At 71.0% G+C, this 16,548-nt stretch carries 17 protein-coding genes; 11 read left to right on the top strand and 6 right to left on the bottom strand.

What is annotated here, in order from left to right:
• Window positions 1–274: 274 nt before the first annotated feature.
• Window positions 275–640: a holo-ACP synthase gene (locus VIU94_RS02325; protein WP_331906950.1), complete on the top strand. Its 366-nt coding sequence runs from the start codon at window positions 275–277 to the stop codon at window positions 638–640.
• Here VIU94_RS02325 and VIU94_RS02320 read toward each other — a convergent pair.
• The gene (locus VIU94_RS02320) at window positions 591–908 is read right to left on the bottom strand and encodes a DUF6059 family protein (protein ID WP_331906948.1); all 318 of its coding nucleotides are present in this window, start codon (window positions 906–908) and stop codon (window positions 591–593) included. The two genes, VIU94_RS02325 and VIU94_RS02320, sit on opposite strands and share 50 nt — an antisense overlap.
• A 379-nt stretch (window positions 909–1,287) precedes the next feature.
• On the opposite strand from VIU94_RS02320, the gene VIU94_RS02315 reads away from it, so the two are divergent.
• From VIU94_RS02315 to VIU94_RS02290, 6 genes are all read left to right on the top strand, one after another.
• The gene (locus tag VIU94_RS02315; RefSeq protein ID WP_331906946.1) at window positions 1,288–2,331 is read left to right on the top strand and encodes an ABC transporter substrate-binding protein; all 1,044 of its coding nucleotides are present in this window, start codon (window positions 1,288–1,290) and stop codon (window positions 2,329–2,331) included.
• 4 nt (window positions 2,332–2,335) lie between these two features.
• Window positions 2,336–3,217 (top strand): siderophore-interacting protein, encoded by an 882-nt coding sequence (locus tag VIU94_RS02310; protein WP_331906944.1) that lies wholly within the window; start codon window positions 2,336–2,338, stop codon window positions 3,215–3,217.
• 138 nt (window positions 3,218–3,355) lie between these two features.
• The gene (locus VIU94_RS02305; RefSeq protein ID WP_331906942.1) at window positions 3,356–4,819 is read left to right on the top strand and encodes a pyridoxal phosphate-dependent decarboxylase family protein; all 1,464 of its coding nucleotides are present in this window, start codon (window positions 3,356–3,358) and stop codon (window positions 4,817–4,819) included.
• Window positions 4,800–6,071, top strand: a complete 1,272-nt coding sequence (locus tag VIU94_RS02300; protein WP_331906940.1) for a lysine N(6)-hydroxylase/L-ornithine N(5)-oxygenase family protein — start codon at window positions 4,800–4,802, stop codon at window positions 6,069–6,071. Before VIU94_RS02305 ends, VIU94_RS02300 begins: the two co-directional genes overlap by 20 nt.
• A complete protein-coding gene (locus VIU94_RS02295) occupies window positions 6,068–6,598 on the top strand; it encodes a GNAT family N-acetyltransferase (RefSeq protein ID WP_331906938.1) in 531 nt (176 codons plus the stop codon). The genes VIU94_RS02300 and VIU94_RS02295 overlap by 4 nt, the downstream gene beginning before the upstream one ends.
• Window positions 6,595–8,367 (top strand): IucA/IucC family protein, encoded by a 1,773-nt coding sequence (locus VIU94_RS02290; protein WP_331906936.1) that lies wholly within the window; start codon window positions 6,595–6,597, stop codon window positions 8,365–8,367. The genes VIU94_RS02295 and VIU94_RS02290 overlap by 4 nt, the downstream gene beginning before the upstream one ends.
• Before the next feature lie 52 nt (window positions 8,368–8,419).
• Here VIU94_RS02290 and VIU94_RS02285 read toward each other — a convergent pair whose 3' ends face one another.
• From VIU94_RS02285 to VIU94_RS02275, 3 genes are all read right to left on the bottom strand, one after another.
• Entirely contained in the window at window positions 8,420–8,602 is a 183-nt protein-coding gene (locus VIU94_RS02285; protein ID WP_331906934.1) for a hypothetical protein, read from the bottom strand.
• Complete coding sequence (locus tag VIU94_RS02280) at window positions 8,599–8,949, bottom strand: DUF397 domain-containing protein (RefSeq protein ID WP_331906932.1); 351 nt, start codon at window positions 8,947–8,949, stop codon at window positions 8,599–8,601. The genes VIU94_RS02285 and VIU94_RS02280 overlap by 4 nt, the downstream gene beginning before the upstream one ends.
• A 317-nt stretch (window positions 8,950–9,266) precedes the next feature.
• Complete coding sequence (locus tag VIU94_RS02275; RefSeq protein ID WP_331906930.1) at window positions 9,267–10,865, bottom strand: beta-N-acetylhexosaminidase; 1,599 nt, start codon at window positions 10,863–10,865, stop codon at window positions 9,267–9,269.
• Between the two features lie 237 nt (window positions 10,866–11,102).
• Between VIU94_RS02275 and VIU94_RS02270 the strand changes: the two genes are divergently transcribed.
• The 4 genes from VIU94_RS02270 (at window position 11,103) to glmS (ending at window position 14,647) form a co-directional block, all read left to right on the top strand.
• The gene (locus tag VIU94_RS02270; RefSeq protein ID WP_331906928.1) at window positions 11,103–11,519 is read left to right on the top strand and encodes a hypothetical protein; all 417 of its coding nucleotides are present in this window, start codon (window positions 11,103–11,105) and stop codon (window positions 11,517–11,519) included.
• 105 nt (window positions 11,520–11,624) lie between these two features.
• Window positions 11,625–12,374: a hypothetical protein gene (locus VIU94_RS02265; protein WP_331906926.1), complete on the top strand. Its 750-nt coding sequence runs from the start codon at window positions 11,625–11,627 to the stop codon at window positions 12,372–12,374.
• A 133-nt stretch (window positions 12,375–12,507) separates the two neighbouring features.
• Window positions 12,508–12,783 (top strand): hypothetical protein, encoded by a 276-nt coding sequence (locus VIU94_RS02260; RefSeq protein ID WP_331906924.1) that lies wholly within the window; start codon window positions 12,508–12,510, stop codon window positions 12,781–12,783.
• 46 nt (window positions 12,784–12,829) lie between these two features.
• Window positions 12,830–14,647, top strand: coding sequence for a glutamine--fructose-6-phosphate transaminase (isomerizing) (glmS, locus tag VIU94_RS02255; protein WP_331906922.1), 1,818 nt, complete (start codon window positions 12,830–12,832; stop codon window positions 14,645–14,647).
• A gap of 205 nt (window positions 14,648–14,852) precedes the next feature.
• Here the strand turns inward: glmS and VIU94_RS02250 are convergent, their stop codons facing one another.
• Together VIU94_RS02250 and VIU94_RS02245 are read right to left on the bottom strand one after the other, a co-directional pair.
• The gene (locus tag VIU94_RS02250) at window positions 14,853–15,419 is read right to left on the bottom strand and encodes a GPR1/FUN34/YaaH family transporter (protein WP_331906920.1); all 567 of its coding nucleotides are present in this window, start codon (window positions 15,417–15,419) and stop codon (window positions 14,853–14,855) included.
• Window positions 15,420–15,630: 211 nt separating this feature from the next.
• Window positions 15,631–16,152: a universal stress protein gene (locus VIU94_RS02245; protein WP_331906918.1), complete on the bottom strand. Its 522-nt coding sequence runs from the start codon at window positions 16,150–16,152 to the stop codon at window positions 15,631–15,633.
• Window positions 16,153–16,548 lie beyond the last annotated feature (396 nt).

Raw genomic sequence — 16,548 nt, 5'->3', positions numbered from 1 at the left:
CCCGGCGGACCCGGCGCCAAGACCGAGGCCGGGGCCTGAGGCCTCGCGTTCGAGTCGTCGTCGAGTCGGGGCTGCCAGCCTGCACCGCATGCGAAGCGACGACACCACGCGAACCGGCGTCTTCGGAGGCATCGGCGGGCTCGGAGCGCTCCTGGCGGGGCTCGGCCGGCGGCTGGGACGGGCCCTGCCACAGCCGTCCGCCGCCCCACAGCGGTCCGCCGCGCCGCAGCCGGCCGCCGCCTTGTCACAGCCGTCCGCCGCCCCGCCGCCGCCCATCGCCGGGGTCGGGATCGACGTGGCCGCCATCACCCGGTTCGGGGCCGCCCTGGAGAGCAACCCCGGCCTCGCCGACCGGCTCTTCACTCCCACGGAGCTCACCCTCCCGTCCGGTGTCCGGCGTGGTGCGGCCTCCCTGGCGGCGCGGTTCGCCGCCAAGGAAGCGGTGGCCAAGTGCCTCGGCGCGCCGGGCGGGCTGCGCTGGCACGACGTCGAGGTGCGTACCGGCCCCGGCGGCCGCCCGGCCCTGCACGTGCGGGGCAGCGTCGCCGCCGCGGCGGCCGGGCTCGGCATCACCTCATGGCATCTGTCGCTCACTCATGACGCGGACGTGGCTTCGGCGGTCGTGATCGCATCGTCCTGAGATCGGGGTCCGCACCCTCCCACACATCCTCCAACTGCGCCCAGAGCTCCCGCTCCTGGGCGGTCAACCCGGTGAGCGGCGCGTCGACCAGCCGTTCGGGATGCCCGGGGTGCGGCCCCAGGGCGCGCTGGTCCGGCCCGAAGCCGTACACCGGCACGAAGCCGTAGCACTCGGGGACCGTGAAGAGGCCGAATCCCTGTCCCAGCGCGGCGAGCCCCACCTCCGCGTCGCGCCACAACCGCCGCAACCACTTCCTGGAACGCCCCACGACGGTCTCCCTTCGCCATCTTTGGATGGCGAAGCTAGAGAACCGTCCTCGAAGGAGGCTGGAGCGCGGGCCCGACGAGCCGTCAGCGGCAGCCGACGGGAGGGGCGCCCGAAGCGGCGTCGGCCAGCGAGACCCCAGCGAATCTCGAGCCCCTTCCGGCACATTGTCACTGTGGGCGCGCCACGGCCTGTGCGCCCCGCAAGGTGGGGCGGAGCGCTGCGTTCATTCAACCCCCGTGGTTCGCAGCGCTCCGCCCCCACCGTCGTGCGCCGCCGGGCGCCTCGAAGGGCCGCCCCCCTGGACAAGAACAACTGAGGTTAGGCTAACCTACCCTCGACTTGCCCAGGCCGACCCCGGCACGTACGAAAGCGACTTCGCCATGTCCAGCAACGCCCGAGCCACCCAACTCACCCGTCGCGGCCTCCTCGCCGCGGGCAGCGCCCTCGGGCTCGGCGCCGCACTGGCCGCCTGCGGCACCGAGAAGCAGTCCGGCTCCGCCGCGAAGTCCGAGAAGTCCGGCTCCTGGGAGTTCAAGGACGACCGCGGCCAGGTCGTGAAGACGAAGTCCGTCCCGAAGAACATCGTCGCCTTCACCGGCACCGCCGCCGCGCTGAAGGACTTCGGCGTCGAGGTCGTGGGCGTCTTCGGCCCGACCACGGTGAAGGACCCGAAGACCGGCGCCGAGACCCCGGACGTCCAGGCCGGCGACCTCGACGTCAAGAAGGTCAAGGTCATCGGCAACGTCTGGGGCGAGTTCAAGATCGAGGAGTACCTCAAGCTCAACCCCGAGGTCCTGATCACGGACATGTGGGAGAAGAACGACCTCTGGTACGTCCCGGCCGAGCAGAAGGACAAGATCCTCAAGGTCGCCCCGTCCGTCGCCCTGTGGGCCGCCGACAAGTCCATGCCGGCCGTGCTCCAGCGCCACGCCGACCTCGCCGCCTCGCTCGGCGCGGACGTCAAGACCAAGAAGATCCAGGACGACAAGGTCCGCTTCGAGGCCGCCGCCGAGCGCGTCCGGCAGGCCGCCAAGGGCAAGAAGGACATCAAGGTCCTGATCGGCTCCGCCTCGCCCGACCTCTTCTACGTCTCCACCCCGGTCCGGCCGACCGACACGCTGTACTTCAAGGAGCTCGGCGTCACCCTGGTCGTCCCGACCAAGCTGGACCAGGGCGGCTGGTTCGAGGGCCTGAGCTGGGAGAACGTCGACAAGTACCCGGCCGACGTCATCATGCTCGACAACCGCACCTCGGCCCTGCAGCCGGAGGCCCTGAAGGCCAAGCCGACCTGGGCCGCGCTGCCCGCCGTCAAGGCCGGCCAGGTCATCCCGCGGGTGACCGAGCCGATCTACTCGTACGCCAAGTGCGCCCCGCTCCTGGAGGACCTGGCCAAGGCGCTGGAGAACGCGAAGAAGGTGGCCTGACCCCATGACGAACGCCGAGACCGCCCCGTTCCAGTTCTTCTCCCTCCAGGTCGACCGGACGCGGCGGCTCGGCCCGTCCCTGGTCCGCGTCACCTTCACCGGGGGCGCCTCCCAGGCCGAAGGCCCAGGAGGAGAGGGCCTGAAGAACTTCGCCTCGGGAGGACGCGACCAGTCGCTCTCCCTCTTCCTGCCGCACCCCGGCCAGGACGCCCCCGTCCTGCCGCCGCTGGACGACCCGGACATGTACGCGATCCTGGGCGCCTGGCGCGCGATGCCGGACGACGAGCGGGCGGTGATGCGCTCGTACACCGTCCGCGAGCAGCGCACCGAGCCGACGCCCGAGGTCGACATCGACTTCGCGATCCACGAGGACGGCGGCCCCGCCTGCCGCTGGGCGCACAGCGCGAAGCCCGGCGACCGGGTGGTCGTGCTCGGCCCCGCAGTCGTGCAGAACACCGGGGTGCGCTTCCAGTTCCCCGAGGACGCCGACTCCGTGCTGATCTGGGCGGACGAGACGGCGCTGCCGGCCGCGTCCGCGATCCTGGAGTGGCTGCCGGCCGAGACCCGCGCCCGGGTGTTCCTCGAAGTGCCGTACTCCGGCGACCGGATGGAGCTCGCGACCCAGGCCGACGCCACGGTCACCTGGCTCGTACGGGAGGAGGGTGCGCCGACCGCCCTCGACGCGGTGCGCGCGGCCGAACTGCCCGGCGAATCCCCGTATGTGTGGATCGCCGGCGAGTCGGGCGCCGTGAAGGCGCTGCGCCGCCATTTCGTGGGCGAGCGCGGGCTCGACCGCCGTCGGGTCACCTTCGTCGGGTACTGGCGCAAGGGCCTGTCCGAGGACGCCCTGCGCGAGGTCCCCGACGAGACCCAGGACGAGGCGTGAGCACTTCCTAGACGCAGCCGACCGGTCAAGTGCCGGGCCCGAGGGGCGAGGGGTCGTTGCGAGGTGAAGTTAGGTTAGGCTAACCTAACTTCACACCAACCCCCCTCGCCCCTCGCCTTGTCCGGAGGACCCATCCCCATGCGCTCGCACCTGCTCAACGACGCGACGGCGGACCGCTACCGTCGCTCCGTCACCGAAGGAGTGGAGCGGGTGGCGGATCGACTCGCCGCCACGCGACGGCCGTTCACCGGCATCACGCCCCAGGAGCTGGCCCCCGTCGTGGCCGCGGTCGACCTCGACCGCCCGCTCGGCGACTCCTCCGCCGCCCTCGACGAACTGCAGGACGTCTACCTCCGCGACGCCGTCTACTTCCACCACCCGCGCTACCTGGGCCACCTCAACTGCCCGGTCGTCATCCCGGCCGTGGTCGGCGAGGCGGTGCTCTCCGCGGTCAACTCCAGCCTCGACACCTGGGACCAGAGCGCCGGCGCCACTCTCATCGAGCGCAAGCTGATCGACTGGACCGCCGGCCGGATCGGCCTCGGCCCGTCCGCCGACGGCGTGTTCACGAGCGGCGGCACCCAGTCCAACCTCCAGGCGCTGCTCCTGGCCCGCGAGGAAGCTACGGCAGGAGACTGGGACGGACCCGCGGACCTCTCCAGGCTCCGCATCTTCTCCTCCGAGTGCAGCCACTTCAGCGTCCAGAAGTCCGCCCAGCTGCTCGGCCTCGGCCGCGAGGCGGTCATCCCGATCCCGGTCGACCGCCGAAAGCGCCTGCAGTCGGTGGTCCTCGCCGCCGAGCTGGAGGCCTGCCGCGCCGAGGGCCTGATCCCGATGGCGATCGTCGCCACCGCCGGCACCACCGACTTCGGCTCCATCGACCCGCTGCCCGAGATCGCCGCCCTGGCCGCCGAGTACGGCGCCTGGATGCACGTCGACGCGGCGTACGGCTGCGGACTGCTCGCCTCGCGCACCCGCCGCCACCTCCTGGACGGCATCGAGCTGGCCGACTCGGTCACCGTGGACTACCACAAGTCCTTCTTCCAGCCCGTGAGTTCCTCCGCCCTCCTGGTCCGCGACGGATCGACGCTGCGGCACGCCACGTACCACGCGGACTACCTGAACCCGCGGCGCACGGTCGCCGAACAGATCCCCAACCAGGTGGACAAGTCGCTCCAGACCACCCGCCGCTTCGACGCGCTCAAACTGTGGATGACGCTGCGCGTGATGGGCGCCGACGGCGTCGGCGAGCTCTTCGACGAGGTCTGCGACCTCGCCGGGGCCGGCTTCGGCCTGCTCGCCGCCGACCCCCGCTACGACGTGGTCGTCGAGCCGCAGCTGTCCACCCTCGTCTACCGCTACATCCCCGAGGCCGTCACCTCCCCCGCCGAGATCGACCGCGCCAACCTCTACGCCCGCAAGGCCCTGTTCGCCTCCGGCGAGGCCGTGGTCGCCGGGACGAAGGTCGACGGCCGCCAGTACCTGAAGTTCACCCTGCTCAACCCCGAGACGACGGTGTCCGACATCGCCGCCGTTCTCGATCTGATCGCCGGCCACGCCGAGCAGTACCTGGGAGAGACCCTTGTCCACGCAGCCTCTTGATTTCATCGGCATCGGGCTCGGCCCCTTCAACCTCGGCCTGGCCTGCCTCACCGAGCCGATCGACGAACTGAACGGCCTCTTCCTGGAGTCCAAGCCGGACTTCGAGTGGCACTCGGGGATGTTCCTCGAAGGCGCCCACCTCCAGACGCCGTTCCTGTCGGACCTGGTCACGCTCGCCGACCCGACGTCCCCGTACTCCTTCCTCAACTACCTGAAGGAGCGCGGCCGGCTCTACTCGTTCTACATCCGCGAGAACTTCTATCCGCTGCGCACCGAGTACAACGACTACTGCCGCTGGGCCGCCGGCAAGCTGAGCAGCATCCGCTTCTCGACGACCGTGACGAGCGTGTCGTACGACACGGACGCCGAGCTGTACGTGGTGGCCACCGAGTCCGGAGAGACGTTCCGGGCCCGCCGACTGGTCCTCGGCACCGGCACCCCGCCCTACGTCCCGGACTCCTGCCGGGGCCTCGGCGGCGACCTGATCCACAACTCGCGCTACCTCCCGAACAAGGAGGAGCTGCAGAAGAAGAAGTCGATCACCCTCGTCGGCAGCGGCCAGAGCGCCGCCGAGATCTACTACGACCTCCTCTCGGAGATCGACGTCCACGGCTACCAGCTCAACTGGGTGACCCGCTCCCCGCGCTTCTTCCCCCTCGAATACACCAAGCTCACCCTGGAGATGACCTCCCCGGAGTACGTGGACTATTTCCACGCCCTCCCCGAGCAGACCCGCTACCGCCTGGAGACCCAGCAGAAGGGCCTGTTCAAGGGCATCGACGGCGAGCTGATCAACGCCGTCTTCGATCTGCTCTACCAGAAGAACCTGGCCGGCCCGATCCGCACCCGCCTGCTCACCAACTCGGCGCTGCACTCCGCCGCGTACGACGACGCCGGCGGCAGCTACACGCTGGGCTTCCACCAGGAGGAGCAGGAGAAGGACTTCACGGTGGAGACCGAGGGTCTGATCCTCGCCACCGGCTACAAGTACTCCGTCCCCGCCTTCCTGGAGCCGGTCACGGACCGCCTCCGCTGGGACGGCCAGGGCCGCTTCGACGTGGCCCGCAACTACTCGATCGACACGACGGGCCGCGGCGTCTTCCTCCAGAACGCCGGCGTCCACACGCACTCCATCACCTCGCCCGACCTGGGCATGGGCGCGTACCGCAACGCGTACATCGTCCGGGAGCTGCTGGGCCGCGAGTACTACCCCGTCGAGAAGACCATCGCGTTCCAGGAGTTTGCCGTATGACCGTGACCATCCGCCCCCTCGATCCTCTCAAGGACGCCGAGCTGATCCACCCCTGGGTCACCCACCCCAAGGCGGCCTTCTGGATGATGCAGGACGCGAAACTCCAGGACGTCGAGCGCGAGTACATGGCGATCGCCGCCAACCCGCACCACGACGCCTTCATCGGCCTGGTCGACGGCGAGCCGGCCTTCCTCATGGAGCGGTACGACCCGGCGAAGGCCGAGCTGGTGGGCCTGTACGAGCCGGAGGCCGGCGACGTCGGCATGCACTTCCTGGTCGCGCCCGCGGACACCCCGGTGCACGGCTTCACTCGCCTGGTCATCACCGCCGTGATGCGCGAACTGTTCGCCGACCCGGCGACCGCCCGCGTGGTCGTCGAGCCCGACGTCCGCAACAAGGCGGTGCACGCGCTCAACGCGGCCGTCGGCTTCGTGCCCGAGCGGGAGATCCAGAAGCCGGAGAAGCAGGCGCTGCTGAGCTTCTGCACCCGCGCCCAGTTCGACGCCGCAGTCGGAGCCGCGATATGAACCCCGTCGCACACCTCACCCCCCAGCGCTGGGCCGACGCCAATCGGGCCCTGATCCGCAAGGGCCTCGCCGAGTTCGCCCACGAGCGGCTGCTCACCCCGGAGGACCTCGGGGGAGGCGCGTACCGCGTCCTCGCCGACGACGGCCTTACCGAGTACCGCTTCACCGCCGACCGCTACGCCCTCGACCACTGGCAGATCGACCCCGCGTCGATCACCCGCCACCGGAGCGGCGAACAACTCCCCCTGGACGCCCTGCAGTTCATCACCGAGCTGCGCGGCGCGCTGGGCCTGAGCGACGAGATCCTGCCGGTCTACCTGGAGGAGATCTCCTCCACCCTGGCCGGTACGGCGTACAAGGCGACCAAGCCCCGGGTCACCGCCGCCGAACTGGCCCGCGCCGACTTCCAGGCGATCGAGACCGGGATGACCGAGGGCCACCCCTGCTTCGTCGCCAACAACGGCCGGCTCGGCTTCGGCGTGGACGAGTACCGCGCGTACGCCCCCGAGGCCGCCTCCCCGATCCACCTGATCTGGCTGGCCGCCCGCCGCGACCGCACCACGTTCACGGCCGGCGCGGGCATCGAGTACGAGGCCTTCATCCGCGCCGAGCTCGGCGACAAGGCGGTGGACGGCTTCGCCGCCGCCCTCGCCGAGCGCGGCCTGGACCTGGCCGACTACCTGCTGATGCCGGCGCACCCCTGGCAGTGGTGGAACAAGCTGTCCGTCACCTTCGCCGCCGAGGTCGCGCAGGAGCGGCTGGTCTACCTGGGCGAGGGCGACGACGGCTACCTGGCCCAGCAGTCGATCCGCACCTTCTTCAACAGCTCCGACCCGGCGAAGCACTACGTCAAGACGGCGCTGTCGGTCCTCAACATGGGCTTCATGCGGGGCCTCTCGGCCGCGTACATGGAGGCCACCCCGGCGATCAACGACTGGCTGGCCGGTCTGATCGAGGCGGACTCCGTCCTGAAGGCGGCCCGGTTCTCGATCATCCGCGAGCGCGCGGCGATCGGCTACCGGCACCTGGAGTACGAGGCTGCCACCGACCGCTACTCCCCGTACCGCAAGATGCTGGCGGCGCTGTGGCGGGAGAGCCCGGTGGCCTCCCTGGAGCAGGGCGAGCGCCTGGCCACCATGGCCTCGCTGCTGCACGTCGACCATGAGGGCGCGTCCCTCGCGGCCGCGCTGATCCGGCAGTCCGGCCTGCCGCCGCGCGAGTGGCTGGCCCGCTACCTGGACGCGTACCTGCTGCCGCTGCTGCACAGCTTCTACGCGTACGACCTGGTGTACATGCCGCACGGCGAGAACGTGATCCTGGTCCTCGACGAGAGCGGCGCGGTGGTCCGGGCGATCTTCAAGGACATCGCCGAGGAGATCTGCGTGATGGACCCGGCCGCGGTCCTGCCGCCGGCCGTGGAGCGCATCCGCGCCGAGGTCCCGGAGGACATGAAGCTCCTGTCGGTCTTCACCGACGTCTTCGACTGCTTCTTCCGCTTCCTGGCGGCGACGCTGGCGGCGGAGGGCGTCCTGGACGAGGAAGGCTTCTGGGCGACGGTCGCGGCCTGCGTGAGGGGCTACCAGGAGTCGGCGCCGGAACTGGCGGACAAGTTCGCGCAGTACGACCTGTTCGCGGAGACCTTCGCGCTCTCCGCCCTCAACCGCCTCCAGCTGCGCAACAACAAGCAGATGGTGGACCTGGCGGACCCGTCGGGCGCGCTCCAGCTCGTCGGTGAACTGGTGAACCCGATCGCACGGTTCGCCCGATAGACCGGCGCGGGCCCGGCGGAGTTACGGTCCTCCGCCGGGCCCGCGCTGTCGGCTAGGGCGGATCGGCGGCGAGCCGACCCTTCCGGGTAGCTCCGCCGCAGTCCTCGCACGACGCGATCACAGCGCTCTCGTAGACGACTGCGACGGTGTTGGCGCCTCGGCATTCACGGCACGGAGTCCGGTTGACCCACTGCTGCACGTGCGCGAACGCCTTGCCGACCTGGGTCGCGTTCATGCGACCGCGGTGACGCCGGCTTGCTCCATCTCCGCCTCCGTGGCGCGAAGGTGGTCGAACTCGCCGGCCGCGGCTCCGTCGAGGAACTTCGTGAACTCCGCCCGGCTGAAGTACAGGACCGGGGCTGCCGGGTCCTTGTCATCGGAGAGGGCGACCATGCGGGTGCCGTCCGGGATGCCGGCGTGCGGGTGGTCCTGGGCGTCGGGCGCTTCGGCCACGATCACGCAGTCCTTGAGGATCGGGTCGAGGTCCGTTCGGCTGGACTTGCGCCAGTCCAGGCCGGGTGCGTTCACGTTCCGGTACGCCTTGGTGCTGCGCCCGTTGCTGATGGTTCCGACAACGTTCATGCTGCTCCTTAGGTGTGTGGTGACCCCGAGGCCGACGAGGACATATACGTCCTGCCGCCGCCGCGCGCTCACGGCGCACCCGGCGGCAGGCCGCCCCGGCCGATGATCCGGCCGTCGGCCCGGCGCGGGACGGGGACATCGGCCGGGCGCTCACCGTCCCCGTGCCGGTGCTGGTCCGGCCGCACCCCGGTACGGAGCCGAAGCGCGGACCCTGATCGTGCGCGCCATCGAATCCCTGCCCTGGCCCCGGACACCGCGAAGCCGCCCCTCCCGCGCCCGTGGCGCGCGGGAGGGGCGGTGATCGTTCGTTCCCGCGGCTACCGCTCGGTCTCCCACGGGACCTGCGGGGAGCGGTAGTAGTCGATGCCCAGCGCGGTGAACCGGGGGCCCTGCGCCGCCAGGCGCAGCCGGTACGACGGCCAGTCGTGCGTCGCGGCCGGGGACCAGCCCAGCTCCGCCACGCCTGGCAGGCGCGGGAACGCCATCTGGTCGATGTGCGCGGTCTCGGAGATGGTCTCGGTCCAGAGCGGCGCCTCGACGCCCCGGACCGCTGCCGCGGGCGCGCCCGGCAGGTACGCGCCCGGGTCCCAGTCGTAGGACCGCTGGACCTCGACGTAGCCGGCCCAGGCCAGGCCGAGCTTGGTGTTCTTGTCGTACTTCATGTCGAGGTAGACCCGGTCGGCGGGCGAGAGGATCAGTCCGGTGCCGGCCCGGGCGGCGGCCGCGACCTGCTCCTTCTCGGTCGCGCTGGTGCCGTCGAGCCCCCAGTACTGGGCGAGCGCCCCGGCCGCCGGCGTGGCGCCGGTGAGCTGGTGCCAGCCGACGACGGTCTTGCCGTACTTCGCGACGAGCGGCTGGACCCGGTTCATGAAGGCGACGTAGTCCGCGTGGCTGGTGGAGTGCGCCTCGTCGCCGCCGATGTGGAGGTACCGGCCGGGGGTGAGCTCGGCGAGTTCGCGGATGACGTCGTCCACGAAGTCGTACGTGACCTCCTTGGGCGCGCACAGCGAGCTGAAGCCGACGTTGGTGCCGGTGTAGAGCGGCGGGGCGATGCCGTCGCAGTTCAGCTCGGCGTACGAGGCGAGGGCGGCGTTGGTGTGGCCGGGCATGTCGATCTCGGGGACGACCTCCAGATGGCGGGAGGCCGCGTGGCGCACGATCTCCTTGTAGTCGTCCTTGGTGTAGTACCCGCCGGGGCCGCCGCCGACCTGGGTGGAGCCGCCGTAGGCGGCGAGCCGGGGCCAGGAGTCGATGGCGATCCGCCAGCCCTGGTCGTCGCTCAGGTGCAGATGGAGCTTGTTGATCTTGTAGAGGGCGAGCTGGTCGACGTACCGCTTGACCTGGTCGACGGTGAAGAAGTGCCGGGAGACGTCGAGCATCGCGCCCCGCCAGGCGTACCGGGGCGTGTCGGTGATGGTGCCGCCGGCGACGGTCCACGGCCCCGGCTGCACGGTCCGCCGCTCGACGGAGGCCGGCAGCTGCTGGCGCAGCGTCTGAACGGCGTGGAAGAGCCCGGTGGACGTACGGGCGGTGAGGGTGATGCCACCCCGCCCGGACTGCAGCCGGTACCCCTCGTCCCCGAGCGCGGTCTCGCCCGCACTGAGCCGCAACAGGATCCCGCCGCGCCCGTCGTCATCGGTGACCGGCAGCGGGTACCCGGTGGAGGGCCGGAGAATCCCGGCGAGATAGGCCCCGACGGCCACCGCGTCGGCGGCGCCCTGGTCGACGCGAATCCGGGTGGTGGCGGTGAGGGTGTACGGGGAGCCCCCCGGGCTGACGGAGGCGGGCGCAGGCACGACCTGCCCGAGCGGCCGAGTCGTGGGGGCCTTGGAAGCGGCCCCGATGGACGAGATCCCGGCCGCCGCGACGAGCAGCAAGGCGCCGAGCACGCGCGGAAACGTTCTGTGCTGTCTCACAGGCAGTCCCTTTCGACGGGCTTTTGCGACTGTGGGCATGCGTAACCGAACAGCGACCATGCGTACCGCGCGCCTCAGCGGGCGTCAAGGTGTAGACCAATTTCACGGCGAAGCGGGCCGCCCGGCGCGGGGAGCGTGGGCCCGGCACTCCGCCGAGAACGGCCGGACCGCCGCATCGTGTGCTCACAGGCCGGACGCCCACACCGTGCGCGCAGGCCACCCGATAGGGTCGCCGCCATGGTCACGGCCCGCCCCGCACGCAGCGCGACACGTAACCGCCCCTCGGCGGGTGCGCTGCGGCTGCTGTGGCTGGCCGCACTGCTGCTGAGCTTCCTCTACACCCACGCCGCCGGAGCCGAGAGCGCCTCCGCGCACGTCACCCTCGGCGCGGCCGCCGCGGAGCACTCCGCCCCCGACGCGGACCACGCTGATCACCGCGACCTCGCGCCCGACGGCCACGACGGCTCCCACCCCGAACAGGCCTGCGCCGCCGGCCAGCCGCAGCACTGCGCAGACCTGCCTCTCCCTCGGCTCCTCCCGTACGGAGAACTGACCCCCGACGCCCGATCGGCGATCCGGGCCGGGCGCATTCCCGCCCTCTTCGGCCCTCCTCCGCCGCGAAGTTCCGGCCTGTGCGTGGTGCAGCAGGTGTAGATCCGGGCCCCTCCGCCCCGATCTCTCCCTCACTCGTCCCCGCCGTCGGCGTGTCCGCACACGCCGCCGGGCGGCGAGTCACGCACGCCACGAAGGAACTCGCACGTGACCCAGATCCTCGACACCCAGACCCCGAACAACCCGCCGCAGGCGCCCGTCGGCCGGGCCGCCCGCCGCAAGGACCACGCCCGTCGCGCCTGGAAGCGGCCGCTGGCCGCCCGCTATCTCGGCTACGTCGGCTACTTCGTCGGCGCCGGGCTGATCAGCGGCGCGGTCGTCCACCACCCCCTCGACCCCGACCGCTACACCGTCATCGCCCTCTACGGCGCCGCGGTGTTCCTCGCGGCCACCGTCCTCAACGAGTTCCTCCTCACCCGCGAGCGCCCCGGCCTGCCGCGCATGCTGGTCGTGATCGGCGCCTCGCTGATGCTGTCCTTCGGCATCGGCATGCTCTCCGGCGGCTTGCAGCACTTCGGCGACTTCCCCGCCCGCGGCGCCGTCCTCGTCCCCAGCGGCCTCGTCGTCTCCTTCATCGCCTACGTCATCAAGGACTCCGACACGCCCAACCGCCGCATCGTCAGCCTTCTCGGCGCGGCCGTGCTCATCACCGCGGCCCTCGCCTTCCTCGGCCTGCGCCAGATCGCGGCATCCATGGAGACGGAAGGCGAGGGCTCCGGCGGACACAGCCACGGCGGCGCCGCCGAACCGGGCGCCGAATCGGACACCCGACCGGACGCCGACGAGCACCACGCCACCACCGCGCCCGCCGCCCCGGCCGACCCCGCCCCGAAAACGTCCCCCTCGGCAAAGCCCGGCGCCACATCGCCGGCCCACGAGGACGGCCACGCCCACTGACCCCACCCCAGCCACCCCGGCAGGGGTCAAGGTGTAGACCAATTCCACCCTCCAGGGGCGTGATCATGAACACTCTTGCCCGAAATCGGGCAGGATTCTTGCAAAGCGCTCGCGACTCGCCCAGTATTCACGGGTGCTCGAACGCCGCCCGTCGCACGACGACCTCATCGACCACCTGGTCCGCAGCACCGCGCTCCCGCGCGGTGAGGCGGCCCGGGTGGTGCTCGACGTGCTGGCGTACTTCGACGAGACGACCGAGGAGTTCGTCCGCCGCCGCCACCGCGAACTGCAGTCCGGCGGGGCTGTGAACTCCGAGATCTTCGAGCGCATCGCGGCCGAACTGCCGCACCGCGCCGTGGCGCCGCCGGAGCTCTCGCTCCGCCAGCTGCGCCGCATCGTCTACGGCTGACAGGCAGCCGGGCGGGCACGCCAACGACCAGGAGGGGTTCACCTATATGTGCGGAATCGTCGGTTACATCGGTAAGCGCGACGTGGCTCCGCTGCTGCTGGAAGGCCTGCAGCGGCTGGAGTACCGGGGCTACGACTCGGCAGGCATGGTCATCACCAGCCCGAAGGCCGCAGGCCTGAAGATGGTCAAGGCCAAGGGCCGGGTCCGCGACCTGGAGGCCAAGCTCCCCAAGCGCTTCACCGGCACCACCGGCATCGCGCACACCCGCTGGGCCACCCACGGCGCGCCGAGCGACGTCAACTCGCACCCGCACCTGGACCCCGAGAACAAGGTCGCCGTCGTCCACAACGGCATCGTCGACAACGCGCAGGAGCTGCGCGCCAAGCTCGAGGCGGACGGCGTCGTCTTCGCCTCCGAGACCGACACCGAGGTCATCACCCACCTCATCGCCCGCTCCCAGGCCGACACCCTGGAGGAGAAGGTCCGCGAGGCGGTCAAGGCGATCGAGGGCACCTACGGCATCGCCGTGATGCACGCCGACTTCAACGACCGCATCGTGGTCGCCCGCAACGGCTCCCCGGTGATCCTCGGCATCGGCGAGAAGGAGATGCTCGTCGCCTCCGACGTCGCCGCCCTGATCGCGCACACCCGCCAGGTCGTCACCCTCGACGACGGCGAGATGGCCACCCTCAAGGCCGACGACTTCCGCACGTACACGACCTCCGGCGCGTCCACCACCGCCACCCCGGAGACTGTGGAGTGGGAGGCCGCCTCCTTCGACATGGGCGGCCACGACACGTACATGCACAAGGAGATCTCCGAGCAGCCCGACGCGGTCGACCGCGTGCTGCGCGGCCGGATCGACGACCGCTTCTCCACCGTGCACCTGGGCGGCCTGAACCTCGACCCGCGCGAGGCCCGCACCATCCGCCGGATCAAGATCCTCGGCTGCGGCACCTCGTACCACGCCGGCCTCATCGGCGCCGGTCTGATCGAGTCCATGGCCCGCATCCCCGCGGACGCCGAGCCGGCCTCCGAGTTCCGCTACCGCAACCCGGTCGTGGACCCCGACACCCTGTACATCGCGGTCTCCCAGTCGGGCGAGACGTACGACGTGCTCGCCGCCGTCCAGGAGCTCAAGCGCAAGGGCGCCCGCGTCCTCGGCGTGGTGAACGTGGTCGGCTCGGCGATCGCCCGCGAGGCCGACGGCGGCGTGTACGTGCACGCCGGCCCGGAGGTCTGCGTCGTCTCCACCAAGTGCTTCACCAACACGGTGGTCGCCTTCGCGCTGCTCGCCCTGCACCTCGGCCGCATCCGCGACCTGTCCGTCACCGACGGCAAGCGGATCATCGAGGGCCTGCGCAAACTGCCCGAGCAGATCAGCGAGATCCTCGAGTCCGAGGACGAGATCAAGAAGATCGCCGAGGAGTACGCGGGCGCCCAGTCGATGATGTTCATCGGGCGCGTGCGCGGCTACCCGGTCGCCCTGGAGGCCTCCCTCAAGCTCAAGGAGATCTCCTACATCCACGCAGAGGCCTACCCGGCCTCGGAGCTGAAGCACGGCCCGCTCGCCCTGATCGAGCCGGCCCTGCCGACGGTCGCGATCGTCCCCGACGACGACCTGCTGGAGAAGAACCGCGCCGCCCTGGAGGAGATCAAGGCCCGCAGCGGCCGCATCCTCGCGGTCGCGCACCAGGAGCAGGCGAAGGCCGACCACACCATCGTCGTGCCGAAGAACGAGGACGAGCTGGACGCCATCCTGATGGGCATCCCGCTCCAGCTCTTCGCGTACCACACGGCGCTCGCCATGGGCCGCGACATCGACAAGCCGCGCAACCTGGCCAAGTCCGTCACGGTCGAGTAGCAGCCCCTCGGGGCCGCCTCCGGGCCTGTCCCCCGGAGCTCGACCACGGTCGGGAAAGCCCGCCCGGCGCCTTCCGGCCTGTCCCCGGAAGCCGGACGCCCGACCGGACACACAGCGGTCCCCGCGCACGCCACCCGTGCGCGGGGACCGCTTCTTCATGGGCCCGCGACCCCCGCCCAGGGGCGGCGGGCCCTTCGGGGCCGCGTCAGCCGGTGGCCGTCACTCCCCGGCCCGCGGCGCGCCCCAGGGACATCGGCCAGTTGGCCACCGCCGCCGTCGCGCCGTACCAGGCCGCGAGGCCGGCGACCGCCGCGACCCAGCCGCCCGCCTTGGCGAGCCCGCCGTTTCCGGCCATGGCCGCGATGCCGGACAGCAGCAGCGCGACGAACAACAGCCCGTACACGCCCTGTCCGAAGAGCCCGCTGCCCGAGGCCGCCATGGTCAGCGTGAGCGCGAGCAGCGCCCACAGCAGCAGGAACAGGCCGGTCGCCTCGGCGGACGCCTCTCCGCCCACCGCGGTGCCCCAGGTGAACCAGAAGGCGCCGAGCGCCGCGTACGCCGTGCCCTCACCGTTGTCGCCGGCGCGCAGCGCGAGCAGGCCGACGAGGAAGAGAGCGACCCCGCCGACCCAGGTCGCGAGGGACGCGGCATCGGACGCCGCGACGTTGTCGATCACACCGGTGCTGCCGATGCCGAAGGCGAGGAGTGTCAGTCCGAGTGCGAGCTGGCCGAGGGTGGAGCTGCTGTTTCCCGCGGAGACGTCTTTGTCCACGGCGGGCTCCCTTCAGGTGCGCAGTCGTGCTGCGTGGGGTGCTTGGATCCGGTGACGCTTATGTACCCTTCACAAGCGCACAATTCACCTGACGATGGCGGAATTTGTCGCCGTTCAGCGGGAGTTGACGGACAGTTCACGCCAACGGGAGCCGTGGGGACGGTGGGACGGGAGTGCCGCGGAAGGGCTACTGGAAGTAGCGCTGGAAGCGCTACGGGATGACGATGACCGGGCGCTGGGCGCGGCGCGCGAGGCGGCCGGCGACCGAGCCGAAGATCCGCCCGACGATCCCCTGCGTGGAGCCGACCACGATGGCGTCGGCGGAGTACTCCCGGCCGACCTCCTCCAGCTCGTGACAGATGTCACCGCCGCGCTCGACGAGGATCCAGGGGACCTCGCTGAGGTAGTCCGCGCAGGCCAGCTCCAGGCCGAGCACCTCGGTGCGGTGGTCCGGCACGTCGACGAAGACGGGGGGCTCGCAGCCGGCCCAGACCGTGGTGGGCAGCCGGTTGGCGACGTGCACGATGATCAGGCCGGAGCCGGAGCGGAGGGCCATGCCGATCGCGTACGCGAGGGCGCGCTCACTGGACGTGGAGCCGTCGAAGCCCACGACGACTCCGTGCCGGAAGGCCGGATCGCAGGCGTGACGTGGCTGTTCGACCGCAAGGGGGTCCACCGTGGAGTCGGCGACGCGCTTGCGGTCCGCGGGTTCGGGGAATTCGTGACCGGCCATCGGTGTCTCGGCGAATCAGGTCCTTGGAAGAAGGAAACGAGGAAGCAGTCGAGCGGAACAACGGTTGGCTTCGGAGCTGTGTCCGGGAATCATCTTCCCAAGCCATACCCCCAAGGGTACGGCGACACTCCTCTCCTGCCCAGAGCTGGCTGCCCCATGCCGCGGCGTTCCAGGGAGCATGCCCGAGCCCGCCCCGTATGGCAATGCCGCTTGGCGTCTACAGCGGTCTGGACACCGCCCCCCGGCCCGTCCGGAGGCAGAGCCCCGCCCGGGGGCTGAGCCCGTCCGGAGACAGAGCCCCGTCCGGAGGCGGAGCCCCGGGTGACCGATCCACTCCGCTCCTCGTTGCACCACGGTCATCCCACTGCCTCCAGGGAGCTTTTGTGCCCGCACGAC

The organism is Streptomyces sp. (assembly GCF_036566765.1).
In the GTDB taxonomy this organism is placed as follows: domain Bacteria; phylum Actinomycetota; class Actinomycetes; order Streptomycetales; family Streptomycetaceae; genus Streptomyces.
Note: the sequence above shows the minus strand (reverse complement) of the source record. Positions and strands in the feature narration are given on the sequence as shown.

Coding starts and splice junctions, on each gene's coding strand:
- VIU94_RS02280 (WP_331906932.1), bottom strand. CDS start 8,949: ATGAACGTTGTCGGAACCATCAGCAACGGGCGCAGCACCAAGGCGTAC.
- VIU94_RS02245 (WP_331906918.1), bottom strand. CDS start 16,152: ATGGCCGGTCACGAATTCCCCGAACCCGCGGACCGCAAGCGCGTCGCC.
- glmS (WP_331906922.1), top strand. CDS start 12,830: ATGTGCGGAATCGTCGGTTACATCGGTAAGCGCGACGTGGCTCCGCTG.
- VIU94_RS02295 (WP_331906938.1), top strand. CDS start 6,068: ATGACCGTGACCATCCGCCCCCTCGATCCTCTCAAGGACGCCGAGCTG.
- VIU94_RS02305 (WP_331906942.1), top strand. CDS start 3,356: ATGCGCTCGCACCTGCTCAACGACGCGACGGCGGACCGCTACCGTCGC.
- VIU94_RS02285 (WP_331906934.1), bottom strand. CDS start 8,602: ATGAACGCGACCCAGGTCGGCAAGGCGTTCGCGCACGTGCAGCAGTGG.
- VIU94_RS02310 (WP_331906944.1), top strand. CDS start 2,336: ATGACGAACGCCGAGACCGCCCCGTTCCAGTTCTTCTCCCTCCAGGTC.
- VIU94_RS02290 (WP_331906936.1), top strand. CDS start 6,595: ATGAACCCCGTCGCACACCTCACCCCCCAGCGCTGGGCCGACGCCAAT.
- VIU94_RS02315 (WP_331906946.1), top strand. CDS start 1,288: ATGTCCAGCAACGCCCGAGCCACCCAACTCACCCGTCGCGGCCTCCTC.
- VIU94_RS02270 (WP_331906928.1), top strand. CDS start 11,103: ATGGTCACGGCCCGCCCCGCACGCAGCGCGACACGTAACCGCCCCTCG.